Annotated in this window: 23 protein-coding genes; 10 read left to right on the forward strand and 13 right to left on the reverse strand. The window is 71.9% G+C overall.

What is annotated here, in order from left to right; translation table 11 throughout:
- Positions 1–25: 25 nt before the first annotated feature.
- From ITX44_RS08660 to ITX44_RS08700, 9 genes are all read right to left on the reverse strand, one after another.
- Positions 26–1609, reverse strand: coding sequence for an Ig-like domain repeat protein (locus tag ITX44_RS08660; RefSeq protein ID WP_205356487.1), 1584 nt, complete (start codon positions 1607–1609; stop codon positions 26–28).
- 143 nt (positions 1610–1752) lie between these two features.
- Positions 1753–2898: a hypothetical protein gene (locus ITX44_RS08665; protein WP_205356488.1), complete on the reverse strand. Its 1146-nt coding sequence runs from the start codon at positions 2896–2898 to the stop codon at positions 1753–1755.
- Between the two features lie 155 nt (positions 2899–3053).
- Positions 3054–4151 carry a hypothetical protein gene (locus ITX44_RS08670; protein WP_205356489.1) on the reverse strand — a complete coding sequence of 366 codons (1098 nt, stop codon included), beginning with the start codon at positions 4149–4151 and terminating at the stop codon, positions 3054–3056.
- Positions 4152–4405: 254 nt separating this feature from the next.
- Positions 4406–6961 (reverse strand): hypothetical protein, encoded by a 2556-nt coding sequence (locus ITX44_RS08675; RefSeq protein WP_205356490.1) that lies wholly within the window; start codon positions 6959–6961, stop codon positions 4406–4408.
- Positions 6961–8706, reverse strand: coding sequence for a phosphate ABC transporter substrate-binding protein PstS (locus ITX44_RS08680; protein WP_307795172.1), 1746 nt, complete (start codon positions 8704–8706; stop codon positions 6961–6963). The genes ITX44_RS08675 and ITX44_RS08680 overlap by 1 nt, the downstream gene beginning before the upstream one ends.
- Complete coding sequence (gene pstA / locus ITX44_RS08685) at positions 8703–10211, reverse strand: phosphate ABC transporter permease PstA (protein ID WP_205356491.1); 1509 nt, start codon at positions 10209–10211, stop codon at positions 8703–8705. Before pstA ends, ITX44_RS08680 begins: the two co-directional genes overlap by 4 nt.
- A 217-nt stretch (positions 10212–10428) precedes the next feature.
- A complete protein-coding gene (pstC, locus tag ITX44_RS08690) occupies positions 10429–11517 on the reverse strand; it encodes a phosphate ABC transporter permease subunit PstC (RefSeq protein ID WP_205356769.1) in 1089 nt (362 codons plus the stop codon).
- Positions 11518–11698: 181 nt separating this feature from the next.
- Complete coding sequence (locus ITX44_RS08695; protein ID WP_205356492.1) at positions 11699–12088, reverse strand: hypothetical protein; 390 nt, start codon at positions 12086–12088, stop codon at positions 11699–11701.
- 282 nt (positions 12089–12370) lie between these two features.
- On the reverse strand, positions 12371–13048 hold the full coding sequence (locus ITX44_RS08700) for a PH domain-containing protein (RefSeq protein WP_205356493.1): 678 nt from the start codon (positions 13046–13048) through the stop codon (positions 12371–12373).
- Between the two features lie 432 nt (positions 13049–13480).
- Here ITX44_RS08700 and deoC point away from each other — a divergent pair, with 432 nt between their 5' ends.
- Genes deoC through ITX44_RS08715 form a run of 3 tightly spaced genes read left to right on the forward strand, consistent with a single transcriptional unit; the run spans position 13481 to position 16918 of the window.
- The gene (gene deoC / locus ITX44_RS08705; protein WP_205356770.1) at positions 13481–14494 is read left to right on the forward strand and encodes a deoxyribose-phosphate aldolase; all 1014 of its coding nucleotides are present in this window, start codon (positions 13481–13483) and stop codon (positions 14492–14494) included.
- Positions 14491–15954 (forward strand): aldehyde dehydrogenase family protein, encoded by a 1464-nt coding sequence (locus tag ITX44_RS08710; protein ID WP_205356771.1) that lies wholly within the window; start codon positions 14491–14493, stop codon positions 15952–15954. Before deoC ends, ITX44_RS08710 begins: the two co-directional genes overlap by 4 nt.
- A complete protein-coding gene (locus ITX44_RS08715; protein ID WP_205356494.1) occupies positions 15947–16918 on the forward strand; it encodes an aldehyde dehydrogenase family protein in 972 nt (323 codons plus the stop codon). The genes ITX44_RS08710 and ITX44_RS08715 overlap by 8 nt, the downstream gene beginning before the upstream one ends.
- Positions 16919–17116: 198 nt before the next feature.
- Here the strand turns inward: ITX44_RS08715 and ITX44_RS08720 are convergent, their stop codons facing one another.
- The gene (locus ITX44_RS08720) at positions 17117–17497 is read right to left on the reverse strand and encodes a hypothetical protein (RefSeq protein ID WP_205356495.1); all 381 of its coding nucleotides are present in this window, start codon (positions 17495–17497) and stop codon (positions 17117–17119) included.
- A 153-nt stretch (positions 17498–17650) separates the two neighbouring features.
- On the opposite strand from ITX44_RS08720, the gene ITX44_RS08725 reads away from it, so the two are divergent.
- The gene (locus ITX44_RS08725) at positions 17651–18319 is read left to right on the forward strand and encodes a nucleoside/nucleotide kinase family protein (RefSeq protein ID WP_372440861.1); all 669 of its coding nucleotides are present in this window, start codon (positions 17651–17653) and stop codon (positions 18317–18319) included.
- Positions 18320–18517: 198 nt separating this feature from the next.
- Here the strand turns inward: ITX44_RS08725 and ITX44_RS08730 are convergent, their stop codons facing one another.
- Entirely contained in the window at positions 18518–19348 is an 831-nt protein-coding gene (locus ITX44_RS08730) for a SigE family RNA polymerase sigma factor (protein WP_205356496.1), read from the reverse strand.
- Positions 19349–19632: 284 nt separating this feature from the next.
- Between ITX44_RS08730 and ITX44_RS08735 the strand changes: the two genes are divergently transcribed.
- From ITX44_RS08735 to ITX44_RS08750, 4 genes are all read left to right on the forward strand, one after another.
- Entirely contained in the window at positions 19633–20310 is a 678-nt protein-coding gene (locus ITX44_RS08735) for a response regulator (RefSeq protein ID WP_205356497.1), read from the forward strand.
- A complete protein-coding gene (locus tag ITX44_RS08740) occupies positions 20307–21815 on the forward strand; it encodes an ATP-binding protein (RefSeq protein WP_307795173.1) in 1509 nt (502 codons plus the stop codon). Before ITX44_RS08735 ends, ITX44_RS08740 begins: the two co-directional genes overlap by 4 nt.
- Positions 21812–22411, forward strand: coding sequence for a hypothetical protein (locus ITX44_RS08745; protein ID WP_205356499.1), 600 nt, complete (start codon positions 21812–21814; stop codon positions 22409–22411). The genes ITX44_RS08740 and ITX44_RS08745 overlap by 4 nt, the downstream gene beginning before the upstream one ends.
- A 164-nt stretch (positions 22412–22575) precedes the next feature.
- A complete protein-coding gene (locus tag ITX44_RS08750; protein WP_307795193.1) occupies positions 22576–23082 on the forward strand; it encodes a VanZ family protein in 507 nt (168 codons plus the stop codon).
- A gap of 24 nt (positions 23083–23106) precedes the next feature.
- Here ITX44_RS08750 and ITX44_RS08755 read toward each other — a convergent pair whose 3' ends face one another.
- Both ITX44_RS08755 and ITX44_RS08760 read right to left on the reverse strand, forming a co-directional pair.
- On the reverse strand, positions 23107–23424 hold the full coding sequence (locus ITX44_RS08755; protein ID WP_205356500.1) for an ATP-binding protein: 318 nt from the start codon (positions 23422–23424) through the stop codon (positions 23107–23109).
- A 100-nt stretch (positions 23425–23524) separates the two neighbouring features.
- Positions 23525–24718, reverse strand: a complete 1194-nt coding sequence (locus ITX44_RS08760) for an adenosine deaminase (protein WP_205356501.1) — start codon at positions 24716–24718, stop codon at positions 23525–23527.
- Between the two features lie 101 nt (positions 24719–24819).
- Between ITX44_RS08760 and ITX44_RS08765 the strand changes: the two genes are divergently transcribed.
- Positions 24820–25617 carry a dienelactone hydrolase family protein gene (locus ITX44_RS08765; protein WP_205356502.1) on the forward strand — a complete coding sequence of 266 codons (798 nt, stop codon included), beginning with the start codon at positions 24820–24822 and terminating at the stop codon, positions 25615–25617.
- Positions 25618–25735: 118 nt separating this feature from the next.
- On the forward strand, positions 25736–26473 hold the full coding sequence (locus ITX44_RS08770; RefSeq protein WP_205356503.1) for a hypothetical protein: 738 nt from the start codon (positions 25736–25738) through the stop codon (positions 26471–26473).
- Positions 26474–26624: the final 151 nt, after the last annotated feature.

The following is a 26624-nucleotide window of genomic DNA, read 5'->3' on the forward strand; positions in this document are numbered from 1 at the left end:
GCCCCGTGCAGGGGCCGGTGCGGGATCAGTCGCGCGGGCCGGGCCCGAAGGTGAGCAGCTTGCCGTCCCTGCGCACCCGGTAGACGGCGTAGCCGCCGCCGGTGAGGAGCAGGAGGGCGAGCGCGCTCATCCCGAAGATGCCGCCGGCACCGGTCGCGGCCAGGGGGCCGCTGCCGCCGCCGGAGGACCCACCGGTGGACCCGCCGGTCGACGAGGAGCCGCCGCTCAGGTCCCCGCTGGTGCCGCCGCTGACTCCACCAGTGCTGCCGTCCGACCCGCCGGAGACGGTCCCGGCGGTGGCGCCGGAGGTGTCACCGGAGGTGGTGCCGGACGTGTCGCCCGCGGTGGAGCCGGAGGTGTCACCGGCCGTCGAGCCGGACGTGTCACCGGACGTGTCGCCAGCGGTCGAGCCGGAGGTGTCGCCCGCGGTGGAACCGGAGGTGTCACCCGCCGTGGTACCCGAGGTCGTCCCGGCCGTGGTGCCCGAGTCGGCGCCGGACTTGAAGGCGAACGTCTGCTGGATTCCGCTGGTGGCGCCCTTCAGCACGAGGGAGTGGTCGCCGTCGGCCAGGTCGGACGGCAGCGTCACCGCGTAGTTGCTGACCTTGCCGGTGGCGTCGGCGGTCACGCCCGGAATGGCCGACGAGCCGTCGTCCAGCGTGAAGGAGACGTCCTCGCCGTTGGAGGCGCTGTTGGGCCCCGGCAGGAAGCCCTCCGCAGTGACCTTCAGCTTCTGGCCCTTGGTGAGGGTCGGGGTGTCCTGAACGACGTTCCCGGAATCGTCGAGCACGGTGAGAAGGGGCTCGGCGACGAAGGGGTACGACAGTCCGCCCTGGCTCGGGCCGAACTTCAGCGGGTCGGTCGGCGTGAACACCGCCGTGAGCGGATACGTGCCGGCCGTGCTGATCCCGGGAAGTGTTACCGTCGCCACGCCGTTGGAGAGCTGAAGGTTGCTCCCGCTGGGCACCGGCGCGCCGTTGACCGTGAAGTCCACGGTGCCCTCCGCGGTGGCCGGAGTGACCGTGGCGGTGAGCGTGACGTCGTGGCTCACGACCGAGTGGCCCGCGGGGTTCGCGGTCAGGTCGAGCGTGGTCGACGTCGGCGGGGTGACCACCTTCGCCGCCCAGTTGCTGCCCGTGATGTCGATGGCCGTGGTGAACGTCGGCGTGTCGCTGTTCGCGGGGTCGCTGGACTTGCAGACGACGTGCACCGGGTACGTGCCGTCGGCGAGGTCCACGCTCGCCACGTCGAAAGCGGTGCTGATCGACCGCAGGATGGTGCCGTTGCCCCCCGTGGCCGGCAGGGTCGCGGTGATCGGGGAGGTACCGAACGGAGCGCCGTTGGTCAGGTGGGACGCCAGGAGCGACTCGTCACCACTCGGCATGACCAGGTACACGTTCAGCGCGTCCTGGTAGCCCGTGGGGCAGGCCTGGTCGACCGACACGCTCGTGAATGCCGGAAGGTCGTCCACGGTGCCGCTGCTGGGCGACAGCGTCACCGTCCCGGTGAGATCGGCGTTCGCGGTCCCCGCGGTGGTGAGGACCAGGGCACCGGTGCCCAGGATCAGTGCCAGCACGCTCAGCAGCGCGGCGTGCATTCTTCGTGTCATTTCTCCTCGTCCCCTCGGGGATACGGTCGGTGGTGCGGCTGGTGCGTGGTACGCATGCGGCCCTGCCACCTGGCTCGGTGGCAGGGCACTGGTCATCCGTGCAGGTCAGCGGGGTTTCCGCGCAACCTGTACGGCTGCGGCCGTTACTTCGTGGTGAACGCGAAGGTGATCGTCACCAGGGTGTTCTCGCCGATGAGGACGATCTTGTGGTCACCGGCGGAGATGTGGCTCGGGACGGTGAGCGTGTAGCCGGTCACCGAACCGGTGGCGTCGGAGGTCGTCGACGGGAACACCGCGGGGAGAACGCCGAAGTAGACGTTGGTGGCCGCCACGTCGACCGTCTCGCCGTCCGCGGGCCGGAAGCCCGTGGCGGAGACGGTGATCTGCTGTCCGGGGGCCAACTGCGGGGTGGCCCCCAGCACCGTGCCGTTCGCGTCGGTCACCGTGATCGACGGCGCCTTGACGAACGCGTAGCTCAGCACGGTGTAGTCCTGGGCGTAGGCGAGCTGGTCGGTCGGGGTGAAGACCGCGATGTAGCTGCGCACTTGCGGCACGGTGTTGGCCGGCGGCTGGATGGTGGCGACGCCGTTCACGACCGGCACCGGGTCACCGATGACGGTGACGCCGTTGTCCGCCTCGAACTGCACGGCTCCGGGCACGCCGCCGGAGACCTTCGCGGTGAGCGTGAAGGGCTGGCCGACCTGGACGTGGTTCGCCGGGCTGGCGCTGAGCTTGACGTTGGTCGCGATCGGCGCGGCGTGGCCGGAGACCTGCCAGGTGTCGCCGGTCACGTCGATGAAGCCGGTGAACGTCGGGTGCTCGGGGAACGCCACCCGGTCGGTGTTCGCGCAGGTCACATGAATCGGGTAGGTGCCGTCCGCGACCGGGACGCTTGCGAGGTCGAAGGCGGTGGCGATCGACCGGACGATGGTGCCGTTGCCGGAGGCGGCCGGCACCTGCGCCGTGGCCGGGGCGGTGGCGTACGGAGCGCCGCTGGTCAGGTGGGACGCCAGGAGGGTCTCCCGGCCGTCCGGCACGACCAGGGACACGTACAGGGCGTCCTGGTAGTCGGCGGGGCAGGCCTTGTTGACCGACACCTGGGTGAACGGCGAGGTGTCGTCCAGGCTGTTGCTACGGGCGGTCAGGGTGACCGTGCCCGAGGTCGCCGTGGAGTCGTGGTGGGTGCGCGAGTGGGCGCTGGCGCTCCCCGCGCCGGCGAGCAGGACTCCCGCGCCCATGGCCAGTCCCAGCGCGCCGACCAGCACGCCGCGCATTCTTCGTCTCGTCATGTGAAGCTCCCTGTGGAGTGGAGTGTGTGCTTGGTGGTGCTGAGTGCGGCCGGGCACCCGCGAGGGGTGCCCGGCCCGGCGGACCGGGGTCCGCCGTGGTGGTGCGCGGTGACGGGCCGCAACGCACGGGAACCGTCACCGGTCCTGGGGTCGGCTCAGACGAGGTCGCGGCTGGAAAGCGCGATGGAGCCGCAGTTGGTGTCGGTGCCGAAGCCGTACAGGTTGATCACCGAGGTCGCCTTGCAGATCTTGGAGGTGCTGGTCTCGAAGGTGTTCTTGATGAGGGTCTCGTTGATCCGGCTGTCCGGGATCACGTTGTAGACCTCACGCGTGATCGGGAACGAGGTGTTCAGCTTCCCGCTCGTGGTGGGCGCGACGCTGTTGACGTTCTCCAGGACCGCACCGTTGCGACGGTCGGTCACACCAGTCGTGGCGTGGTTGGACTGCGCGATCCACTGCGCGATCGAGAACGGCATGATGTCCTCGGCGTGGTCCACCGCGACGGTGCGCTGCAGCGCGTTGCCGTTGTGCTCCTGCACCGCGGCACCGTTCTTGGCAACGTCACTCACACAGGACGGCAGGGTGGTGGCGTTGAAGCCCAGCGTCGACGCCCAGAACTTCCGGGTGCCGGAGCCGGCCTGCGGCACCAGCGGGTGCACGGTGATGCCGTTGATGGTCGGGAAGGTGCCGGCCGGCAGCGGGTTGCCGGCCGTGTCCAGGCAGTTGTAGACCCGGTTCAGGTCGGAGGCGGCCTTGGCGGCGTTCGTGGTGGCCCCGGCCGTGTAGGTGACGTTGGCGGGCAGCGTGCTGCCCGTGCCGACCGCCAGCGTCACGCCGTCCAGGGCGAACGGGATGAAGGTCAGCGAACCCGTCGCGTTGGGGGCGGAGGAGGAGCGAGCGAAGTCGATGCAGTGGGTACCGGCCGCGATGTCGGCCTTCAGCGCGTTGACACCGGCGCCCGAACCGTCGGGACGGGCGATCGAGCAGCCGCTGTCGCGGGTCTGGATCGGAGTGGTGCCGGTCGCGTCGTAGGACGCGATCAGGTTCCCGTCCGAGGTACCGGTGGGGTTCGGATCGGCAATCGTGTTGCCCAGGCCGTTCAGCACGTCCTGGGTGGTGTCGGAGCCGACGGCAACGAGCGTGCGGTGCACGCCGGCCGGCGGGTCGGCCTGGGCCGCGCCGGCCACCATGGCCACGCTGAGGGACGCGGTACCGACGATGATCGCCGCCCGCTTGGCGAATTTCACGTTCACTGTATTTCCTCCGAAGTCTTACGGATGGAATTTCCAGGTGTTACGCGTCAAAAGCTTCCGGAATTCTCCCCGGAATGGACCGGTCCGCCGACCGGGCCATGAACATCCTGGCGATGCCCGCAAGAAGTGGCAACCAAATTAACCGCCCCGGGAAAGTGAACAACTGGCATTGTGAAATCACTTTTATTTTCCTTCCAAGGGGCGCCTAGGTCTCCCTTCGGCGCCACCTCGGCAAGGAATTCCGGGGCCAGCGGTCAGGTCGCCCTCCGTCCGCCGAAGGGAATCAGTGCGCGCCCGGTGCCGCGGATTGTGCCCGCGCGCATCAGCAGCGGTCCGGCCAGCGAGCCGGCGATGCCCGCGATGAGGACGATCAGCAGCACCCAGCGGACGGCGCCGAGCACTGCGCCGGGTGTCCTGCCGCCGGTCTGCGCGACATTGCTGACAGGAGGTGAGGCACTGGGGCCACCCGTGCTGCCCTTGGTCGCGCCCGCGGCTGCCGCGGCCGAGGACGACGGCGACGCGGACGGCGAGCCGCCCGTAGTGGTTCCCCCGCCCGTCGTCCCGGTGCCGCCGCCGGGAGCCGTACCTCCGCCGCTTGTGCTCGTCCCGCCCACGGCGAGACCGCCCGTGCCCGTACCGCCGCCGCCGGACGTGCCGGCGGTGCCCGATGTGCCCCCGGTGCCGCTGCCGCCGGACGACGTACCACCGGTCGTGGTGGGCGGCGGGACCCGGCCTTCCTCAAGAGCGGCGGCCGAGGCCAGCGCCTGGTCGCGCAACGCCGGGGTCAACGGGGCATACCCGGGCGGCAGCAGGCCGTAACCGATGCCGGTCTGCTGGCCGGCACCGGCGGCGTAACGGATCAGCGTGGCGTACGTCTTGCGCTGCGTGGGGTCCAGCGAGGTGGAGGCCGCGGCATAGGTGACGGTCGTGAGCGGATACGCGCCCGGCGTCTTCCGGCTGGGGTCCGCGTTCACGACGCCCGGCACCTGGCCGGCCTTCATCCCGTCCACCGCCTTGGTCAGCGCGTCGACCGTAGGTGCGACGAACTGGCCGTCGGCGTTGAGGAGTTCGGCGGTGCCGAGCCGATAGCGGGCGGCGCTGGCCGCGTCCGTGAGACCCAGGTTGAAGTACTGGCCGGGAATCTGGGTGTCGGCCTTGGTCGGCGACGGCGGGATACTGCCGACCGCAAAGCCCGCCACACCGCCGTTGTTCGCCTTGCGCAGGGTCCGGGCCTCGTCGCTGAAGCTCGCGGCGTACGGATTCAGACCGATGGCAGTGATCTGGACGTTGGGGTATTCGCTGTTGGGTACCCAGGCCGTCGGATCAGGCTTCTGGAAATCCGAGAGCGGGGTGTGGGCAGGGTCGAGTCTGAGGAAGCTGGGGTTGATCGTCATGCCCCAGGGATCCGCTTTCCCGGCGAGAAAGTTCTCCGCGTCGGGGTCGGAGCGCAGCCACTTCCACAATTGTTCTGCCGAATCGCTCCCGCTCTGCGGAACGCCGAAACCGAAACCACAGGATGCGCTCCGGGTGAATCCGGCGCCCTCATTGAGCTTGAGGAATTCCGGGTCGTTCCAGACGCTGTCCGGGTTCTTCGCAGGAAGTGCGCCGCGGGGCAGTGTGTTGCCGGGCAGGTCGCACTGGTAGGACTGGGTGAGCATTTTCGCCACCAGGCGTGCGTTCAGCCGTATCCGCGGCACCTGTCTCGACGTACCGTTGACCTGGATGTTGTAACCGATCACGAGCCCGGAGACGGCCACCGGCGCGTGGACCACCGCCGCCGTGTCCGGCGGCGGCACCACGGGGTTCTCCACGAAAGCGAGCCCGGCGAGGCCCGAGGACCCGCTGAGGACCTGCGTGCGGGAGAAGTCCTCGAGCTGCGGGACGTAACTGAAGGTGGTCTTGTCGGCGGTGCACAGCGTGGGCTGCCACTGGCTCATCGCCTCGCCGACCATCTCCGACCCGATGGTCGGCTGTTCCGCTTGGCCGATGGGGCAGGGCGAATCGGTCGGCTGGAAGTCCAGCCGGAACACCATGCGCTGGGCCCAGTTGCCCGCGGACAGCGCGGAAGTGAGCAACCCGAGGCTGGTCGTGGAGCCGTCGGGCTCGCGGGTGCCGCGCGGTACGACGACGAGCCAGCACGGCGCGGGTGCCTGACCGGTGTGGGCCACCGCGCCACAGCCCAGGATCGGCGACTGGGTGGCGTCCTCCACCTGGAAGATCGTCTCACCGGTACCGTCGGCACCGGTCGTGGTGGCGACCTGCTCGTTGGTCGCGTACTGGGTGAAGAACTGATTGACGTCCGTCGAGGTCTGCCCCTTCACCGTGGTGAAGGGGACGGTGCGAGCCGTCGGCTCCTGGGGGTCGTGGCTGCCCACCTCCCGGGTTCCGTTCAGCACACCCGACTTCGGCGGCGGGTTCCCGAACTCGCACTGCTGCGGGGTCGGGCCCGTCGACGCGTCGCCCCAGCACTGCATGATCTGCAGGTAGTTGGTGCCGAACGGACTCTGTGAGCTCGGCTGGGTCGGCGCCCCGCCGGTCCAGGACACCTTCAGGCCCTGGGTGCGCAGGTCCTTGGTCTGCTCGACGGTCACCTTCAGCTTGGAGAAGTCGTCGTAGGCACCCTTGGTGCCGGACTTGGTGACGGCCGAGCCGTTGCCGGTGTCCGCGTGGGCCTGGGCACCGCCCGCCGCGGGCGGCAGGAGGACCAGGCCGACCGCGGCGAGCACCGAGGTGAGCAGGCCGCCGAAGCGGACCAGCAGCACACGGCCCTCGGTGCGTGGGACCGGCCGCTGGAGGTCATGCGCGGACATCAGCGCCTCCCGCCCCTGTTGAGCCGCCGGGCGATGGTGGGCGGGGCGAGGACGACGGCCAGCAGGACCAGGGCCGACAGCCCCATCAGCCAGGTGCGCATGCCCCAGAAGGAGTCGTTGCCGACGGCGACGCTGGAGGCGGCGATGTCCTGGGCACCTCCGGTGCTGCCGCCCGCGTCACCGGCGGGCAGGCCGGTGTCCGGGTCGACCTTGCCGCCGGTGGTACCGCCGGCGGTCGTAGTGGTGCCGCCCGCGGTGGTGCCACCCGCGGTCGTACCTCCGGACGCGGTGCCGCCGGAGGCGCTGCCGCCTGCCGAGCCGCCGGTGCTGCCGCCCGAACCGCCCGTGTTACCGCCGGAGGTGGCGCCCGTGGTCCCCCCGGAAGCCGTACCGCCGGACGACGAACCGCCGGAGGAGGAGCCGCCCGAGGTGGACGCGGCGGGCTTGACCGGGGTCGTCACGTTCCTGGCGCCGGCGGTGCCGGTGGCGCACTGCAGCGGGCCCTGCTTGTCACAGGCCGGTGGGAAAGGCGCGTTCTTCGCCAGGGTGTTGGTGCCGTCCGTGGAGAAGGTGGGGTTGTGGCAGCCCTGGATGTTGATCGACTGGGTCTGCACCCCGGGGATCCGTTTGATCTGGTCGAAGCCGGCCTGGACGAGGTTGATCGGCAACGGTGAGAAGCCCAGTGGCTGGGCCTGGCGTTGCCCCTCGCACAGGAAGTAGTAGGAGAAGGCGCCCAGGGTTCTGCCCTTGTCCGCGGTGAGCGGCGACTCCAGCCTGGTCGGGATGATCATGTAGCTGTAGCTGGAGAGCGGGTAGGTGCGCTTGTCCGTGTTCGTGTAGACGTTGTCCAGGATCTGGGTGAGGTACTGCGAGGAGTTCTTGTCCTGGTTGATCTGCGCCTGGAGCAGGGCGACCGCGACATTGGCGGCGGTCGGCTCGGTGTAGTAGCCCGCCGAGTTGAGGATCTTCGCGACCGGGAAGCCGGTGGTCACCGCGTAGGAGTACTCGACGTAGGTGATGGCGCCCTCGGCGTAGCCCTGCCGGGTGTAGCCGGAGACACCGAGCGAGCCGGACTGGGCGATGAAGCCGGAGCCGGGGATCACCGGGTAGTACGAGGTCAGGCCGCACGGGGTGGGCTTGCCCAGGCGCTGGCAGTAGTCGTTCCACAGCGCGCCCTGCTGCTTGGACATCCACAGGGTGAACTGGGCGGTGGTGCCGGAGCCGTCGGACCGCACCACCGGGATGATCTTCCGGTTGGGCAGTGTGAGGCCGGGGTTGTCGGCCCGCAGCTGCGGGTCGCTCCAGTTGGTGATCTTTCCGGTGAAGATCTTGGCCAGGCTGTTGCCGCTCAGCCGCAGGTTGGTGACCTGGTGGCCGCCGATCTTCAGGTTGTACATGAAGGAGGTGCCGCCGGCCACGATCGGCATGTAGGCGTAGCCGCGCCGCGGCGGAGGTTCGCGCACGCCGAACTCGGTCATGCCGTACGGGATTTCCGAGACGGCGAAGTCGACCGTGCCGTTGGCGAACTGCTGCCGGCCGTCGGACGAACCGGTGCCCGCGTAGTCGACGGTCATGCCGTACTGGGTGACCTCACGGCGCCATTGGTCGATGGCGTTCTGGCTCCAGGTCGAGCCGGCGCCGCTGATCCTGGCGTACGAGTCCGCCCGCGCGGGCGCCTGTCCGAGGATCAGCAGCGAGCACAGCAGCATGGCGAAGGCTGCCGCCGCCGCCCGTATCCTTCTCACGATCCGTCAACTCCCTGTGCGGGCTGGGCTGTTGTCGTACGAAGAGCGGCAGGCGCCGCGGAGTGGCCACGACGGGCGGCGTCGCGTTCGGTGAACCTGCGCATGTCGCGGCGCGACGCGAGCACCCTGCGGTGGGTGCCGCGCTTGGTCAGCTCGCCCGGGCCGCGGCCGCCGATCAGGCGGGCGATCACGAAGAGCACCAGCACCAGCATCAGCAGCACGGCGGCCGCGCCGAAGCCGCGGGAGATCATGGCGGGCTGGGGGGACTTCACCAGTTCGAAGGTGGCCAGCGGCAGGGACACCATCGGGTTGTGGGTGGGGCTGTAGTTGGTGACGGCGGCGTAGCCCGCGGTCAGCAGCACCGGCGAGGTCTCGCCCACGCCGCGGGCGGTGCCGAGGATGACCGCGGTGGTCAGGCCGGACCGGGCGGTCGGCAGCACCACGTGCCACACGGTGCGCCAGCGCGGCGACCCCAGGGCGTACGACGCCTCGCGCAGCGTGCCGGGCACCAGCCGGATCACCACGTCCGAGGCGCGGATGATGATCGGCAGCATCATCACCGAGATGGCCAGCGACGCGGCGAAGCCGGACTTCTGCAGGCCGAGCGCCAGGATGGCGGTGGCGTAGATGAACAGACCGGCCACGATGGACGGCAGCGCGGTCATCGCCTCGACGACCGTACGCACGAAACGCGCGTAGCGTCCGGGCACTTCGTTGAGGAACACCGCGCACAGCAGGCCGGCCGGGACGGTCAGCACCAGGGCGATGGCGATCTCGATGAGCGTGCCGATCATGGCGTGCCGGATGCCGCCGACGCTCAGCGGGTCCAGCGGGCCGGCCTCTTTCATGTCCTGGGTGAAGAAGTTGGTGTGCCCGAGGGCTTTTCGGCCGGACCACAGGGTGTAGACGACGACGAAGGTCAGCGCCACCAGCAGGAGCAGCGCCAGTGTGTGCACCGCCACCGCGGCGATGCGGTCCCGCACCACCGGGCCGTCCTCGTCGAAGGAGACCAGCAGCGCGTACAGCCCGAGGAAGAGGAAGTACGCGAACACCACGAAGCCCAGGCCCCCGGTGAAGGGCGCGATCCGGGCGAAGAACAGCCAGGTCAGGGCGAGTGACGCGGCCGCCGCGCCGAAAAGGGCGAAAGCGTCGGTCGAGCGCACCGTGCTGGTGCTCCGCCGCCGCTCGGCGCCCGCGGTCGCGGAGGCGGGTGCGGTCGCGCCGGCCGCGCCTCCGGTACGGGCGGGCAGCACGGTACGCGGCCGGGCGTCCGCGGGCGGCGCGGTGGCTACGGTTCCGGGCCCGGGTTCTACGGGTCCGGGTCCGGGTCCGGGTCCGGTGGGTGCGGTCGGGGGCGCCGGGGTGGTGGCCGCGGACAACGCGGCGACGACCGAGGTACCGGCGGCCGGCTCTGCGGCGGCCGGCGACACGGCGGCCCCGGGCGCCGGGTGGTCGGGGCCGGCGGGCGCGCCGAGGGCGTCCGCATCGGCTTTCTCCGTGGTCATGCGGGCGGGGTCTCCTTGGGTCACCGGGGTTTCCGGGCGGATCTCCGGGGGCGGGTCACCGGGGTGGGGTCACCGGGTCGGACGGTTCTGGGCGGGTGGTCCCGGCGGACAGTTCCGGGCGGGTGGTCCCGGCGGACGGTTGCGGCAGGCGGTTCCTTGCCGGACAAGGCCGGCGCACCGCGCCGGGCCGGGAGCGACGTCATGCCGTCATGGGCGCTCACTCGGCCGTGGCGCCGGAGCGGCTGCGCGCGGCGATCGAGGACGCGGCGAAGTTGACCACCAGGGTCATCACGAAGAGCGCGAGCCCGGCCGCCATCAGCGCGGACATGCCGAACTTGCTGGCTTCCCCGTACCGCAGCGCGATCAGCGAGGACACCGAGCTGGTGCCGCTCTGGAAGACATGCCACTGCACCTTGAAGACCGGGGAGATGACCATGTAGACGCCGATGGTCTCGCCCAGCGCCCGGCCGAGCCCCAGCATGGTGCCGCCGATCATGCCGCCCTTGGCGAACGGCAGCACCACCGAGCGGATCACCCCCCAGCGGGTGGCGCCGAGCGCGTACGCGCCCTCGCGTTCGCCGACCGGGGTCTGCGAGAAGACCTCGCGGACGACCGAGCAGATGATCGGGGCGACCATCATCGCGACCACCAGTCCGGCGATGAAGGTGGAGGCGGTGTAGACGGTCGGGGTGGCCAGCGGGTCGTGCGGGTCGGCGCCGTCGACCTTGAACGGCGGGATCCACCCGAAGTTCGTGGAGATCCACCGGGCCAGGCCGATCACCTTGCCCTGGAGGAAGAACAGGCCCCACAGGCCGTAGACCACCGAGGGCACCGCGGCCATCAGGTCCACGATGCTGACCAGCGTGCGGCGCAGCCGCGGGGGTGCGTACTCGGTGATGTAGAGCGCGGTGCCGATCGCCAGCGGGACGGCGACGATCACCGCGACCAGGGCGATCAGGCAGGTGCCGACCATCACGGCCGCGATGCCGAAGTGATGGGCGTCCGGCTCCCACGCCGACGTGGTGAGGAACTTCCACTTGGCGACGGACAGCGCCTGCCAGGCCCGGTACAGCAGGAATCCGCCGACCAGCAGCATCACGGCGAGCACCAGCCCGCCGCCGCCGCTCGCCACCACTCGGAACACCCGGTCGGGCAGTCCGGAGTCGGCGTGCAGGCGGCGCGGCTGGTCAGGCCCGTTGTCGGCCCCGGACGGGCCCGCCGGTCCGGCCGGCCGGGCCCACCGGGGTGCCCGGGTTGACCGGCCGATGGCCTTGCCCGGTTCGGCCCCTCGTGCCCCTGTTCGCATCGTCACGGCAGGAACGCTCACGGGGTGCGATGGCCGCGCTCGCACGGTCGTGTGAACGACAGCACCCGTAGGGGCAACTTCCGTTCACCTACCGGCACGTACAGTCATGATCCCGTGAGGAATTCGTGGCCGAAGGGCGCGCAGCGGGACGCGGGTAGACCCGGCCCGCCGGCGCGGCCGGTCAGTTCGCGTCGTCCCACGGGATCGCTTCAGCCACGGCAAGGCCCTGCAATAACAGCCGGAACCGGTCGTAAGCGGCCTGACACGTCGAGTGTCTTTCGTACGCCCGGGCGGACTCGGCCTGCACTCGCCCGTCGGCGTCGCGTAACCGCCATATCCAGCCATTCGACTCGGCTGCGTGCTGCACTCCCCCGACCAGACCTTCGGAGGACTCGCACAAATCCTGGAACGCCGCCCGGCACAGCGCGTCGTCCGGATACGCCACCGCGCCCAGCGCGATCACCCGTCCGTTGTTCGCCGTCAATCGCCATGAGTACCACCCGTTCTCGTCGATGCCGACCTGGCATCGAATCCCGACCGCACTGACCCCGCCGCCCATTGCCCCGGCCATGACCGCCCCCTGTCGACCTGCTTGGTATCCCGTCAAGCAAGGCTGCACGCGGCGCCACGGCGTGTGGCGCGACGAGGCGCGTGTGATGCGTGGCGTGCGTGCAGCACGGGCAATGTATGTGGAGTTCCGACAGTCCCGGCGGGCTCACAGGTTGCTGAAGGCATCCTTCACCGCGATGTTGCCCCTCGTTCACCGCTGGCGACTCTCCGTGAGGGGAACGCTCCCATTTAAGGGGTGCAGCCTTGCCGCGCTCCGTACATCGGCCGGGCCGGCCGGCCCGGATCAGCCGCCGATGGCGAGCAGGATGATCAGTACGACGGCGCCGGCCGCGGCGGGACCCATGACCTCCCACGCCCAGCGGACCGTGGCCTCCGGTCGCTCGGCGGGGTCCTCCGGGGCGGGGTTGCGCTCGGCCAGCTCGCGCAGTTCGAGCACGGCCTGGTCGGAGAACGCCCGGATGGTGTCGTCGGCGCCGGGCGTCGGCGGGCGGCGCCGGGCCGCCGGGCCGGGGATGCCGAACGGGCCGGTCCGCTCCTCGCCGGCCGCCTTGGCCCGGGCGTCCTGGCGGGCGGCGCGCTTGCGGGCCCGCAGCGAGACCGGGATCGCCCACAGCTGGTACTTCTTGTCGCCCGCGAACAATTCCGTCGAGTACGACGCGCGCACCGCGTCCACGGCCACCCACGGCAGCGTGATCGTCCGCAGCGGGTTCCGGATCCGCACCCGCTCGGCCCCCGCATAAACGGCCGGCCGCACGGTGAACGCCACGATCAGCGGCACCGCGAGCAGCAGCGCGGCCAGCGCGAGCCACGGCGTGTGCCCGCTCCCCCGCGCCACCGCGTCGCCCCCGATCCACCCGGCCAGCGCGAGCATCGCGATTCCGCCCACCACCCCACCGGTCGAGCGGTACACCCGGTCGGCATACTGCTGCGTGTTCTGGTGGTCGGTGCGGGGGTTCGTCATAAGCCCCGATTGTGCCTGATCGTTTGCACTGGGCTGCCCCCGGACGTGGTTGCGGCTGTGCATCACCTCGCCTTTTCCGAGCCTGGGCTCGACCGGGTGGGCCTTCGCACTCCGTGCGGGGGTTCGCCGGGGACAGGTAGGGGCGCGGGGAACTGCGCGAGCAACCGCTGACGGCCGGTGGTCCGGAGACGGCAGCAACTGCCCCTTCGGGCCGGTGGCGACCCGCGCCACGGTGGTCGGTTGCTCGCGCAGTTCCCCGCGCCCCTGGGTACTCCGGTGGCACCGCAGCGCGCATGATCCCGCGCCCCTGACGGGGCGCTTCCGGCGAACCGCCCGCCGCCAGGCGGGCCCACGGGGTATTCCCGGGCGGAGCCCGAAGCACCCGCAGGGGTGGAAGATGGTTACGCGCGTAGATATGGTGAGCTGGTGAGCATGGACACAGAGGTGAGCGCAAGGGCGGCCGGGCCCCGGGCCGGGGGTGGGGCGACGGGGTGGGAAGGGGTGACCGGCTCCGTCACCGGTTCGGATGCGGCCCTGAAAAGATTCCTGCACGGCCTGCCCGGAGTGGACGCCGTGGGGCTGGAGGAGCGCGCCGCGGTGCTGGGCACGCGGTCGATCAAGACGAGCGCGAAGGCGTACGCGATCGACCTGGCGATCTCGATGATCGACCTGACGACGCTGGAGGGCGCGGACACCCCGGGCAAGGTGCGCACGCTGTGCGCGAAGGGGATGCGGCCCGACCCGGGTGACCGGGCGGTCCCGCAGGTCGCGGCAATATGCGTCTACCCGGACATGGTGGCCGTGGCGAAGGACGCCCTGAAGGGCTCGGGGGTCCAGGTCGCGTCGGTGGCCACCGCCTTCCCGTCGGGCCGGGCGGCGCTCGAGGTCAAGCTCGCCGACACCCGGGCGGCGGTCGCCGCGGGCGCCGACGAGATCGACATGGTGATCGACCGCGGCGCGTTCCTGGCCGGCCGCTACCTCGAGGTCTTCGAGCAGATCCAGGCGGTCGGGGAGGCGTGCGTACGCCCGGACAGCAGCCGCGCCCACCTCAAGGTGATCTTCGAGAACGGCGAGCTGGCCACGTACGACAACATCCGCCGCTGCTCGTGGCTGGCGATGCTGGCCGGCGCGGACTTCATCAAGACCTCCACCGGCAAGGTCGCGGTCAACGCGACCCCGGCGGGCACCCTGCTGATGCTGGAGGCGGTGCGCGACTTCCGCCGGATGACCGGCGTGCAGGTCGGAGTCAAGCCGGCCGGCGGCATCCGTACCGCGAAGGACGCCGTGAAGTACCTGGTGCTGGTCAACGAGACGGCCGGCGAGGACTGGCTGTCCCCGCAGTGGTTCCGCTTCGGCGCCTCCAGCCTGCTCAACGACCTGCTGATGCAGCGGCAGAAGCTCGCCACCGGCCGCTACTCCGGCCCCGACTACGTCACGGTGGACTGATCATGGCATTCGCCTACGCACCCGCGCCCGAGTCCCGCGCGATCGTCGACATCGCCCCTTCCTACGGTCTGTTCATCGACGGCGAGTTCACCGAGTCCGCCGACGGCCGGGTCTTCAAGTCGGTCTCCCCCTCCTCGGAGGAGGTGCTGGCCGAGGTCGCCCGGGCCGGCGAGCGGGACGTGGACCGCGCGGTCAAGGCCGCCCGCCGCGCGTTCGCCACCTGGTCCGCGCTGCCCGGCGCCGAACGCGGGAAGTACCTGTTCCGGATCGCCCGCATCCTCCAGGAGCGGTCCCGCGAGCTGGCCGTCCTGGAATCGCTGGACAACGGCAAGCCGATCCGCGAGACCCGCGACTTCGACCTGCCGACGGTCGCCGCGCACTTCTTCTACTACGCCGGCTGGGCGGACAAGCTGAAGTACGCGGTCACCGGGCGGAGCCCGATGTCAGGCACGAGCGGGCCCGACCCGAAGCCGCTGGGCGTGGCCGGCCAGGTCATCCCGTGGAACTTCCCGCTGCTGATGCTGGCCTGGAAGGTCGCCCCGGCGCTGGCCACCGGCAACACGGTGGTGCTCAAGCCCGCCGAGACCACCCCGCTGTCCGCGCTGTTCTTCGCGGACGTGTGCCGCCAGGCCGGCCTGCCCCGCGGCGTGGTCAACATCCTGCCCGGCTACGGCGACGCGGGCGCGGCGCTGGTGGCGCACGAGGACGTGGACAAGGTCGCGTTCACCGGCTCCACCGAGGTCGGCCGGTCCATCGCCCGCGCGGTGGCCGGCACCCGCAAGAAGGTCACCCTCGAACTCGGCGGCAAGGCGGCGAACATCGTCTTCGACGACGCCCCGATCGACCAGGCCGTCGAGGGCGTCGTCAAGGGCATCTTCTTCAACCAGGGCCACGTGTGCTCCGCCGGCTCCCGCCTGCTGGTCCAGGAGTCGATCCAGGACGAGCTGCTGGACGCGCTCAAGCGCCGGATGAGCACGCTGCGGGTCGGCGACCCGCTGGACAAGAACACCGACATCGGCGCGATCAACTCCCCCGAGCAGCTCGCGAGGATCACCGAGCTGGCGGCGGCGGGCGAGGCCGAGGGCGCCGAACGCTGGGCGCCGGCCTGCGAACTGCCCTCGTCCGGCTACTGGTTCGCGCCCACCCTGTTCACCGGGGTCAGCCAGGCGCACAGGATCGCCCGCGAGGAGATCTTCGGCCCGGTGCTGTCCGTACTGACCTTCCGCACCCCCGCGGAGGCGGTGGAGAAGGCGAACAACACCCCGTACGGGCTGTCGGCCGGCATCTGGACGGAGAAGGGTTCGCGGATCCTGTCCGTGGCGAACAAGCTGCGGGCCGGGGTGGTGTGGGCCAACACGTTCAACCAGTTCGACCCGACCTCGCCGTTCGGCGGCTACAAGGAGTCCGGTTACGGCCGGGAGGGCGGCCGGCACGGCCTGGAGGCGTACCTCGATGTCTGATAAGTCCAGCAAGCAGGAGAAGCGGGGCGGGAAGGCCGCCCGGGCCGAGGACGCGGAGCAGGCCGACGCGGTCGTGGAGACACCCGTCGCCGCGGCGCCGACGCGGCTGAGCGTGTTCAAGACCTACAAGCTGTACGTCGGGGGGAAGTTCCCCCGCTCCGAGAGCGGCCGGGTGTACGAGGTGACCGACTCCACGGACAAGTGGCTGGCCAACGCGCCGCAGGCCTCCCGCAAGGACGCCCGGGACGCGGTGGTCGCCGCGCGCAAGGCCGTGCCCGGCTGGTCGGGCGCGACCGCGTACAACCGCGGTCAGGTGCTGTACCGCGTCGCGGAGATGCTGGAGGGGCGGCGCGAGCAGTTCGCCCGCGAGGTCGCCGACGCGGAGGGGCTGACGCCGGACGAGGCGGCGGCCGTGGTGGACGCGGCCGTCGACCGCTGGGTCTGGTACGCGGGCTGGACGGACAAGATCGCCCAGGTGGTGGGCGGTGCGAATCCCGTGGCCGGACCCTTCTTCAACCTGTCCACGCCCGAGCCGACCGGCGTGGTCGCCGTCCTCGCCCCCCAGGAGTCCTCGCTGCTCGGCCTGGTCTCCGTCGTGGCCCCGGTGATCGCCACCGGCAACACGGCTGTCGTCGTCGCCTCGCAGCGGGCGCCGCTTCCCGCTCTTTCCCTGAGCGAGGTCCTGGCCACCTCCGACGTGCCCGCAGGCGTCGTCAACGTGCTTTCCGGGTTCACCGCGGAATTGGGTGCGCCTCTTGCCGCTCACCTCGACGTCAACGGGCTCGACCTGACCGGCGCGGACGCCGAGCTGGCGCGCGAGCTGGAGATCTCCGCGGCCGAGAACCTGAAGCGCGTGCGCAGGCCCTCGGCGGCCGGCCCGGAGGACTGGCAGGCGGATCCCGGGGTGGAGCGGTTGACGGCGTGGCTCGAGACGAAGACGGTCTGGCACCCGATCGGCGTGTAGCTCGGCTTCTTCTTCGTACGGCTCCCTTGTGCGGTGGGTTCGCACGGGGGAGCCGTTGCCGTGGGGAGGGGTGGTTGCGGTGGTCGCCGGATCCTCCGGCGGTGGCCGGTTGCTCGCGCCCACGCGGCGCCAGCCGCACATCAGACACAGCCCCGCGCCCCTGGGTACTCCGGGGCGCGCCCCGCTCCAGGGCTCGGGTCAGCCCGGCAGGAGCGCGGTCAGCGGCCCCGCCACGGGCAAGGTGGAGAGGGAACCGCCCCCCGTCAGGGGGGCCGTAACGCCCGCCGTGGAGACCGGCCGGAAATCGGCGACCTGCGTGCCCACCGCGTTGTCGAGGGGATCGGTGCCGGTGCCGGAGAGCGGATCGAGGGTGAGGTGCTTGACGGGCCCGACACCGCCGGCCGTGGCGGAGCCGAGGGCCCCGAGGACGTACTGGGTGGGGAGGGCGTCGGCGACGGAGTCGGCGGGGAGCGCGTCGGCGAGGGGGACGGGGGTGGCCGCCGCGGCGACGGCCGCGGGGGCGACGACGGACGCGGCGGCGGTCAGGGTCAGGGCGAGCGCGGTACGGAGCGAAGGCATGGGCACGGTCCCGGTCGGAGGCTTACGGGCGCCGGACAGGGGCCGGCTGCCGCGGACTTACCCGCCGCAGCGTACCGCAGTGTGACCAGACGGACGCATTCCGTAGTTCCCGCACTCCGGCGGGATCGCCCGGGCGGGGTTGCGGGAGAATGGTTGTCCGTGAGTTCACCCTCTCTCAACGCAGCGCACGGGGAGTCCCACCCGGACGCCTGTACGGCGCCGTACGCCCGCGTGATCCTGCTGTCCGGTCCGTCCGGTTCCGGCAAGTCCTCGCTCGCCGCCCGGACCGGGCTGCCCGTCCTGGTGCTGGACGACTTCTACAAGGACGGCGACGACCCGGAGCTGCCGCGGCTGCCGGGCGGGGCCGTGGACTGGGACGCGCCGGGGTCGTGGAACGCGAGCGCCGCGGTGGCGGCCGTCGCCGAACTGTGCGCGCGGGGGACGACGCGGACGCCCGTGTACGACCTCGCCGCCAGCGCGGCCACCGACACGGCCCGGCTGGACCTGGGCGGCGCGCGGCTGTTCGTGGCGGAGGGCATCTTCGCCGCGGAGATCACCGAACGGTGCCGGGAGCTGGGGCTGCTGGCGGACGCGCTGTGCCTGCGCGGGCGGCCGTCGACCACGGCCCGCCGCCGTTTCCTGCGCGACCTGCGCGAGGGCCGCAAGTCGCCGGCCTTCCTGGTCCGCCGCGGCTGGCACCTGATGCGGGCCGAGCGCTCCATCGTGGCCCGGCAGGTGGCGCTGGGCTGCCACCCCTGCGACCGGCCGGAGGCGGAGCGCCGTATCGCCGCCGCAGGCGTCCGGGTTCCGGTCCAGGCGTGACCGTACGCCGGAGCCGTACGAGATCCCGAACGAGACCTCGTACGAGAATGCCGGCGCAGAACGGATACGGGCCGGACGGCGTCCCCCAACGCCGTCCGGCCCCGTTTTCCCCCGTGGGGTCCCCCGTGGTCCCCGTTCCCCGTTGTTTCCCCCGTTCCTCCCCGGCAGGCGGCCGGGAGGGCGTCTTGACGGGCCGGTTCAGGCGACGAGTTCGCCGAACGCGTCCTCCTGGTCGCGGCCGAAGCTCAGGGCCTGGTCGTCGCGCAGGCGGCGCAGCGAACGCCAGATGCTGCTCTTGACGGTGCCGACGCTGATGCCCAGGATCTCGGCGATCTCCGGGTCGGTGCGGCCCTCGTAGTAGCGCAGCACGAGCATGGTGCGCTGCTGTTCGGGCAGCCGGGCCAGCGCCTGCCAGAGCACGGCGCGCAGCTCGGTGCCGCCCATCTCGTCGGTGTCGCCGACCGTCTCGGGCAGCTCCTCGGTCGGGTACTCGCTGAGCTTGCGCCGGCGCCAGGCGCTGATGTGCAGATTGGTCATGGTGCGCCGCAGGTAGCCGCCGACGGCGGCCTTGTCGCTGATCCGGTCCCACGCGCGGTAGGTCGAGAACAGGGCGCTCTGCAGCAGGTCCTCGGCGGCGAACCGGTCGCCGGTGAGGTGGTAGGCGGTGGCGTAGAGGGAGGCGCGGCGCTCCTGCACGTAGGCGGTGAAGGCGGCCTCCGCCTCCGCGGCCTGCGCGGCGGTGCGCTGCGCGGGCACCCGCTCGCTCGCGGCGCCTTCCGGCGCGGTGACGCCGTCCGCGCCGTCCGCGACCGGTGCTATGTGGGCCGGCCACTGGCGGGCGGCGGCACCCTGGTGCGTGGTCGGGTGCGTGGTCGGGTGGGTCCGGCCGGTGCCGCGGACGTACCCCCGTCCGTTCGCGGCACCGGACGTCTCGGAGGTCCTGGTGACGGTCCGCGTGCGCGGCTGGTGAGCGGCGCCGGCGCGTGCGGGCGTGACTGCGGCGGTGGTGGTGCTGTGCAGTGCGTTCATCTCGCGCCCCCGTCGGTGGAACCGCGGCGAGATCCCCGGCGTCGCAGTGTCCGTGCGACCTCGCCCTGACGTTCTGTCCTTGTTTCTTTCGATGGCCATAAGACTGCCGGACCAGTTTCATGACGCTGTCCGCCGAATGTCACAGGCCCGTCACAGCGCATGGGCCGGGGGACCGCTGGTACGGCGTCGGTACGCGGGGGGGCTCGCGGCGCCGGAGGCGGTACGCCGTCCCGTACCCTCCCCGTGCTTCTTTCGGCCACCCGGGGTAGGTCACAATGTCCGGCGTGCCTTTCCTGTTGCTTATCGAGGACGACGACGCGATCCGTACCGGGCTCGAACTCGGCCTGTCCCGCCAGGGTCACCGTGTGGTGTCCGCGGCGACGGGCGAGGAGGGCCTGCGGCTGCTGAAGGAGCAGCGGCCGGATCTGATCGTGCTGGACGTCATGCTGCCGGGCATCGACGGCTTCGAGGTGTGCCGGCGCATCCGGCGTACCGACCAGCTCCCGATCATCCTGCTCACCGCGCGCAGCGACGACATCGACGTGGTGGTGGGCCTGGAGTCGGGCGCCGACGACTACGTGATCAAGCCGGTGCAGCCGCGGGTGCTGGACGCGCGGATCCGCGCGGTGCTGCGGCGTGGCGAGCGGGACTCGACCGACTCGGCGGCGTTCGGCTCGATCGTCATCGACCGCAGCGCCATGACCGTGACCAAGGACGGGCAGGACCTCCAGCTCACCCCGACCGAGCTGCGGCTGCTGCTGGAGCTGAGCCGGCGGCCGGGCCAGGCGCTGTCCCGGCAGCAGTTGCTGCGGCTGGTGTGGGAGCACGACTACCTCGGTGACTCCCGGCTGGTGGACGCGTGTGTGCAGCGGCTGCGGGCGAAGATCGAGGACGTGCCCTCGTCGCCGACCCTGATCCGTACCGTGCGCGGCGTCGGGTACCGCCTGGACACGCCGCAGTGAACCGTGCCGGCCGGCTGGCGGGGCTGCTGCGCTGGACCTCGCTCCGCCTGCGGCTGGTCGCGGTGTTCGCGGCGGTGGCCCTGACCGCCGCGGTGTCGGTGTCGGGGATCGCGTACTGGCTCAATCGCGACGCGGTGCTGACCCGGGCGCAGAACAGCGCGCTGAACGACTTCCGCGACTCCTTGCAGCGCAATGCCGCGTCGCTGCCGGTCAACCCGACGTGCCAGTCGCTGGGGGACGCGGCGCGGCAGATCGGCGGCCCGGGCACGTACCAGGTGGTGCTGCTGGCCACCGCGCCGGACGGTTCGCCCTGCGCGGAGGTGTCGGACCAGGACGTGTTCACGATGAGCGACGTGCCCGCGTCGCTGCAGAAAGTGGTCAACATCGTGCACAAGGAGGACCACGCCTATCACCTGCACTGGGAGCGGATATCCCTGCAGGGGCACCCGTACCTGGTGGCCGGGGCGCGGATCAACGGGGACGGGCCGACCGGGTACATGCTCAAGTCGCTGGACGCCGAGCGGAAGGATCTCAATTCGCTGGCCTGGTCCCTGGGCATCGCCACACTGCTGGCGCTGATCGGGGCGGCGCTGCTGGCGCAGGCGGCCGGCTCGGCGGTGCTGCGGCCGGTGCGGCGGCTCGGCGAGGCCGCGCAGCGGCTGGGCGAGGGGCACCTGGACACCCGGCTGAAGGTGACGGGCACGGACGAGCTGGCGGAGATGTCGCGGACGTTCAACAACGCGGCAGAGGCGCTGGAGAACCGGGTCGCGGAGCTGAGTGCCCGGGAGGCGGCCAGCCGCCGGTTCGTCGCGGACATGTCCCACGAGTTGCGCACGCCGCTGACCGCGATCACCGCGGTGACCGACGTACTGGAGGACGAGGCCGAGGCGCTCGACCCGATGATCGCGCCCGCGGTGCGGCTGGTGGTCAGCGAGACCCGGCGGCTGAACGAACTGGTGGAGACGCTGATGGAGGTCACCCGGTTCGACGCGGGTACCGCGAAGCTGCGGGTGGACGAGGTGGACGTCGCCGACATGCTGATCGCCTGCATGGACGCGCGGGCCTGGCTGGACTCGGTGGAGCTGGACGCGCCGCGCGGGGTGCTGGCCACTCTCGACCCGCGCAGGCTGGACGTGATCATGGCGAACCTGATCGGCAACGCGCTCAAGCACGGCGGCTCGCCGGTCGAGGTCACGCTGCGCGCGGAGGGCGGGGACGACGGCGAGGCGGAGGGCGGGGACGACGGCGAGATCGTGATCGCGGTCACCGACCACGGGCCGGGCATCCCCGAGGACGTCCTGCCGCACGTCTTCGACCGCTTCTACAAGGCCGACGCCTCCCGGGCCCGCTCCGAGGGCAGCGGCCTGGGCCTGTCCATCGCCCTGGAGAACGCCCACATCCACGGCGGCGGCATCACCGCGGGCAACGCCCCGCACGGCGGCGCGGTCTTCACGCTGCGCCTGCCCCGCCGCCCCCGCACCACCGCCCCGGAGGACCCGCAGTGAGGACGTCGCGCGTGTTCGGGGGTACGGCAGCGCGTACGGCGGCGGTGCTCGCCGTGGCCGGGGGCCTGCTGACCGGCTGCGGCATCAGGTCCACCTCGGTGCCGGTCGACGCCGGTCCGGCGCCTTCCCGCGAGGCGTGCGCGGTGCCGCGGACGAACCCGACGCCCGGCCCGGACACGGTGCTGCGGCAGGTCTACCTGGTGTGCGGGATGCAGATCGCGCCCGTACGGCGGCTGGTCCCGGCCGACGCGAGCGCGCGCTCGCTGCTGGCCCAGCTCCAGCGCAGCCTGCTCCCCGAGGAGACGACCGCCGGCTTCGTCAGCGCGGTGCCCGGCACCCTCGAATTCGTCCCCGCCTGGAAGGGCGACCCGCCCGGCACCCTGCGCCTCAACCAGGACCTGGACGAGCTCCCCTCCTTCGCCCTGGCCCAGATCGTCTGCACCCTCACCGACCCGCCCTCCCCGGCCACCACCCCCGCCCCCACCCTCACCCTCGGCGGCGCCACCCCCGGCTCCAAGCCCCGCACCTACTCCTGCACGTCCGACCTGCGCACCCGCCCGGAGGCCGCGGACTCGGCGGGCACGCCGGCCAAGTGAGGGTGAGGGGGGTGAGGGGGGTTCGCCCCCCTCACCCCGCCGCGACGGCGGGAAGCGGGACGGCGCGGGCCGGCGGTGCCGAACAACCGAACGCCCGAAAGCGGAACCGGAGGGCGGACCGCCTCGTCCTCAAGGGTGTGCGGCCAGGAGCATCGTTGGCGAAGGTGCGCGCGGTAGGGGTGCTGCTCACCGCGGCGTACCTGGCGTTCGTAGCGTGGCTGATGCTCCGCCCGCATTACGTCCCATGGGTGCCGGCGCCGAATCTGAGCCCGCTGAGCACGATCAGGGCCGACCTGCGGATGGGCCCGCTGGAGGCGAGCCGGCGGATCACCGAGGGCCTGGCCCTGCTCGCACCGCTGGGCGTGCTGCTCCCGCTGGCCGGCGGCCGGGTCCGTACGTCCGCGGTCGCCTCGTTCGTACGGACCGTCTTCGCGGCCCTGATGATCTCGCTGTCCGTGGAGTTCGCCCAGACCCTGGTGCCGGGCCAGCTCTTCGACGTGGACGCGCTGCTGCTCAACACGGTGGGCGTCGCTCTGGCCCACCTCCTGATCGTCCCCGCCGCCCGCCGCCGCCTCCGGCGGCGCGAAACCGCGCCCCCCGCCGCTGTACCGCACGGGCAGGAGAACGCGGCTCCGCTCACCGACCCGGCCAGCCCCGCCCGGGTGGGCTAGGGGCTCGACGGGCACAGCGAGGTGTCAGCCCAGGACGCCCGTGCCGGCGGGGAGGCCGCCGAGGAGGCCGGTGACCGGGGCGACCTGGGTGCCGGTGAGGTGGTTGCCGGAGGGGAGCAGGCCGTTGGTGGGGAGGGCGGAGGTGCTGTTGGCCAGGGCGGTCTGGGCGCCGGCGGCGGTGGGGGCCGCGCCCGGCACGAGGTTGGCGGCGGAGCCGACCGGCAGCGAGCCGAGCAGGCCGGCCTGCGCCGGGGTGGCGGCCGAGGCGGAACCGGCCGCGGCGGCGACGGCGGCGAGCCCGAGAGCGGTGGTGGTCAGGGTCTTCTTGGTTCGCGTTCGCATGGTGTCGGAACGTAGTCATGCAGTCACGCAACGTGCAAGCGGCGTGGCGTCCCGCGCGTGCGCCCCCTTCCGCCCGGGCGCCGCCCGCCGCGCCCCCGGCTCAGCCGCCCTGCCGGACGGAATCGCTGGCCACCGGGGGTGCGGCCGACTCGGCCCGGAACAGCCACTCCGCCTTCAGTTCGGCGTACCCCGGCTTGATCACCTCATTGATCATCGCCAGACGTTCGTCAAATGGGATGAAGGCCGACTTCATGGCATTGACGGTGAACCACTGCATGTCGTCGAGCGTGTAGCCGAACGCCGTCACCAGGTGCTCGAACTCCCGGCTCATCCCGGTGCCGGACATCAGACGGTTGTCGGTGTTCACCGTGACCCTGAAGTGGAGCCGGCGCAGCAGCCCGATCGGGTGCTCCCGGTAGGACGTCGCGGCACCGGTCTGCAGGTTGGACGTCGGGCACATCTCCAGCGGCACCCGCTTGTCCCGTACGTACGCCGCCAGCCGGCCCAGCCGTACCGAACCGTCCTCCCCGGTGTGGATGTCGTCGATGATCCGCACCCCGTGGCCGAGCCGGTCCGCGCCGCACCACTGGAGCGCCTGCCAGATCGACGGCAGCCCGAACGCCTCGCCGGCGTGAATGGTGAAGTGGTTGTTCTCGCGCTTGAGATATTCGAAGGCGTCCAGGTGCCGGGTGGGCGGATAACCCGCCTCCGCGCCCGCGATGTCGAAGCCGACCACGCCCAGGTCCCGGTAGCGGTTGGCGAGTTCGGCGATCTCCAGCGAGCGGGCCGCGTGCCGCATCGCGGTCAGCAGCGCCCCCACCCGGATCCGGTTCCCGTCCTCCTTGGCCCGCCGTTCGCCCAGCCGGAAGCCCTCGTTGACCGCCTCGACCACCTGTTCCAGGGTCAGCCCGCCCTCCAGGTGCTGCTCCGGCGCGTAACGGACCTCGGCGTAGACCACCCCGTCGGCCGCCAGGTCCTCGGCGCACTCCGCGGCCACCCGCACCAGCGCCTCGCGGGTCTGCATCACCGCGCAGGTGTGCGCGAACGTCTCCAGATACCGCTCCAGCGAACCGGAGTCGGCCGCCTCCCGGAACCAGGCGCCCAGCTTGTCCGGATCGGTTTCCGGCAAGGCGGTGTAGCCACCGGCGCGCGCGAGGTCGACAATGGTGCCCGGGCGCAGCCCGCCGTCCAGGTGGTCGTGCAGCAGCACCTTGGGAGCCCGCCGGATCTGCTCGGACGTGGGAAGAGGCGGCAGGGGCGGGAGCGGCGGATGGGACGGATTCGGGGTGTTCATACCGCCCACCGTAGCGCCTACGCGCGTAGATATCGCAGAAGACCCAACAATTTTCCGCACGGCCATACAGAGCACACCCCGTCTTCTGCCATGGTTGCGCCATGGCATCGCAGGCTTTACCGGCGCGCGGCGCTCGGCTGGGGCGCGCCGTCGCGCCCGGGCTCATGTCGGCGACTCTGCACACCTCCCGGCAGCGCGAGCACGACGCTCGCGCGACCGTACGCGCCGTCGTGCTCGCGCTGCCGGGCGGCGACGCGCTCAGCACCCGCCGCCGCTCCCCCATGGCCGCGGCCGTGATGTGGCCGCTGGCCCGGCACCTGGTGCGTGAGGGGCTGGCCGACGGGGTGGCCGCGCACGTCGTCCACTACCGCTTCCGCGGCTGGAACGGCGGGCACGCGCACCCCGCCGAGGACGCCGACTGGGCGGTGAGCGAGGCGGTACGCCGCTACGGTGACGTGCCGGTGTGCCTGGTCGGCATGGACATGGGCGCGCGGGCCGCACTGCACGCGGCCGGGCATCCCGCGGTCAACTCCGTTGTGGCACTCGCCCCGTGGCTGCCCGGCGGGCCCGAGCCCGAGCCGGTACGGCAACTGGCCGGCCGCCGCGTGCTGCTGGTGCACGGCACCGACGACGACAGCACCGACCCCGACCTGTCCTACCGGCTGGCCGAACGCGCCAAGAAGGCCAACCGCGACGTGTGCCGCTTCGAGGTCCACTCCGACGGGCACGGGCTGCACCAGCACCGCGCGGAAGTCTTCGCCCTCACCGCGGACTTCGTCCTCGGCTCCCTCCTGGACCGCCCCTTCGCCCGCCCCGTCGCCGACGCCCTGGCGGCGCCCCCGCCGCTGGGCCTGAAAATGCCGCTGGCCGCCGGGTTCGGGCGCTCGCTGCGGCACTGATTCTTCTGGGGGCCGCGTCATTGAGTGCGGCCCTTTCCCTACGGCTTTCCGTACGGCCTGGGCACGGCGTGCTGGCGGCCGCCCGGCGGAGCTGGCAGGGTGAGCGACGGAGGTGCCCGTGGCGAAGAACCCGCGCCGGGCGGCCGGGATCGCCCGCCGGGGCCTGACCGCGCTGCTGGCCTGGTGCCTGATCGGGATACGGGCCGCCGCGGGGGCGCTGGTGAGCGGAATCCCGTCCGGCGTACGGCTGCGCCTGATCGCCCGTTCCCGCCGGACCCGCCGACTGCGCCAGGCGGCGGAGGCCGACTTCCGGGCCCGCCTCGCTCAAGCCGTCGCCCCGATCCCGGGCGCCCGGATCGCCCTCACGGTCGTCGAGGACCTGGCGGTGCGCCCGCGCCGCTTCGAGCCACGGATCTTCCCGTACGGCGCGCCGGAGCACGAACCGTACGCCCTGCGCGCCACCTTGTACGTATCCGTGTACGCCGTCACCGACGCAGCCCCCGACGAGGTCCTGGCCGCCCTACGGAACGCGGGCGACGTCCGCCCGAACCGCCCGTCCGCGGCGTACGGCAACGGCTGGATCCTCGACTGCGACCGCCCCGACCAGCCCCTCCCCGACCACCACCCGCACTCCGCCGCCGACCCCCTCCGCCCGGTCCACCACACCCTCGTCCAGGACCCACCGGCCACCTCCGTGACCGCCCTCCGCCGGGCCACCGGTACGATCCTGCGCGCCCGCGCCCAGGTCACCTACCTGACCCTCCCCCGCTGGCCCCTCCTCTCCCGCCTCACCCCCGCGGGCCGCCGCGCCCGCCACGTGAGCATCGACGTGGCACAGGCGGGCCGGGAGGAGTGAGCCGCGGGCCGGCCGTGCTTCTGTGGCAGCGGCTCGCGGGTATCGGCGGCCGGACCTGCGGCTCGGCACGGTAACCCGTTCACGCGCCGTCGATACCGTCGAGCTACGCCCGGGCCTGCCGCTCGCGCCGTCGTAAGAACGACGCCCAGGG

Source organism: Actinacidiphila acididurans (assembly GCF_016918855.1).
GTDB classification, from domain to species: Bacteria; Actinomycetota; Actinomycetes; order Streptomycetales; family Streptomycetaceae; genus Actinacidiphila; species Actinacidiphila acididurans.

Bases quoted from the DNA above. Each gene is read 5' to 3' on its own strand.
- deoC (WP_205356770.1), top strand. From the start codon at position 13,481: ATGGACACAGAGGTGAGCGCAAGGGCGGCCGGGCCCCGGGCCGGGGGT.
- ITX44_RS08720 (WP_205356495.1), bottom strand. From the start codon at position 17,497: ATGCCTTCGCTCCGTACCGCGCTCGCCCTGACCCTGACCGCCGCCGCG.
- ITX44_RS08700 (WP_205356493.1), bottom strand. From the start codon at position 13,048: ATGACGAACCCCCGCACCGACCACCAGAACACGCAGCAGTATGCCGAC.
- ITX44_RS08660 (WP_205356487.1), bottom strand. From the start codon at position 1,609: ATGACACGAAGAATGCACGCCGCGCTGCTGAGCGTGCTGGCACTGATC.
- ITX44_RS08715 (WP_205356494.1), top strand. From the start codon at position 15,947: ATGTCTGATAAGTCCAGCAAGCAGGAGAAGCGGGGCGGGAAGGCCGCC.
- ITX44_RS08695 (WP_205356492.1), bottom strand. From the start codon at position 12,088: ATGGCCGGGGCAATGGGCGGCGGGGTCAGTGCGGTCGGGATTCGATGC.
- ITX44_RS08760 (WP_205356501.1), bottom strand. From the start codon at position 24,718: ATGAACACCCCGAATCCGTCCCATCCGCCGCTCCCGCCCCTGCCGCCT.
- ITX44_RS08730 (WP_205356496.1), bottom strand. From the start codon at position 19,348: ATGAACGCACTGCACAGCACCACCACCGCCGCAGTCACGCCCGCACGC.
- ITX44_RS08755 (WP_205356500.1), bottom strand. From the start codon at position 23,424: ATGCGAACGCGAACCAAGAAGACCCTGACCACCACCGCTCTCGGGCTC.
- ITX44_RS08675 (WP_205356490.1), bottom strand. From the start codon at position 6,961: ATGTCCGCGCATGACCTCCAGCGGCCGGTCCCACGCACCGAGGGCCGT.
- pstC (WP_205356769.1), bottom strand. From the start codon at position 11,517: ATGCGAACAGGGGCACGAGGGGCCGAACCGGGCAAGGCCATCGGCCGG.
- ITX44_RS08765 (WP_205356502.1), top strand. From the start codon at position 24,820: ATGGCATCGCAGGCTTTACCGGCGCGCGGCGCTCGGCTGGGGCGCGCC.
- ITX44_RS08665 (WP_205356488.1), bottom strand. From the start codon at position 2,898: ATGACGAGACGAAGAATGCGCGGCGTGCTGGTCGGCGCGCTGGGACTG.
- pstA (WP_205356491.1), bottom strand. From the start codon at position 10,211: ATGACCACGGAGAAAGCCGATGCGGACGCCCTCGGCGCGCCCGCCGGC.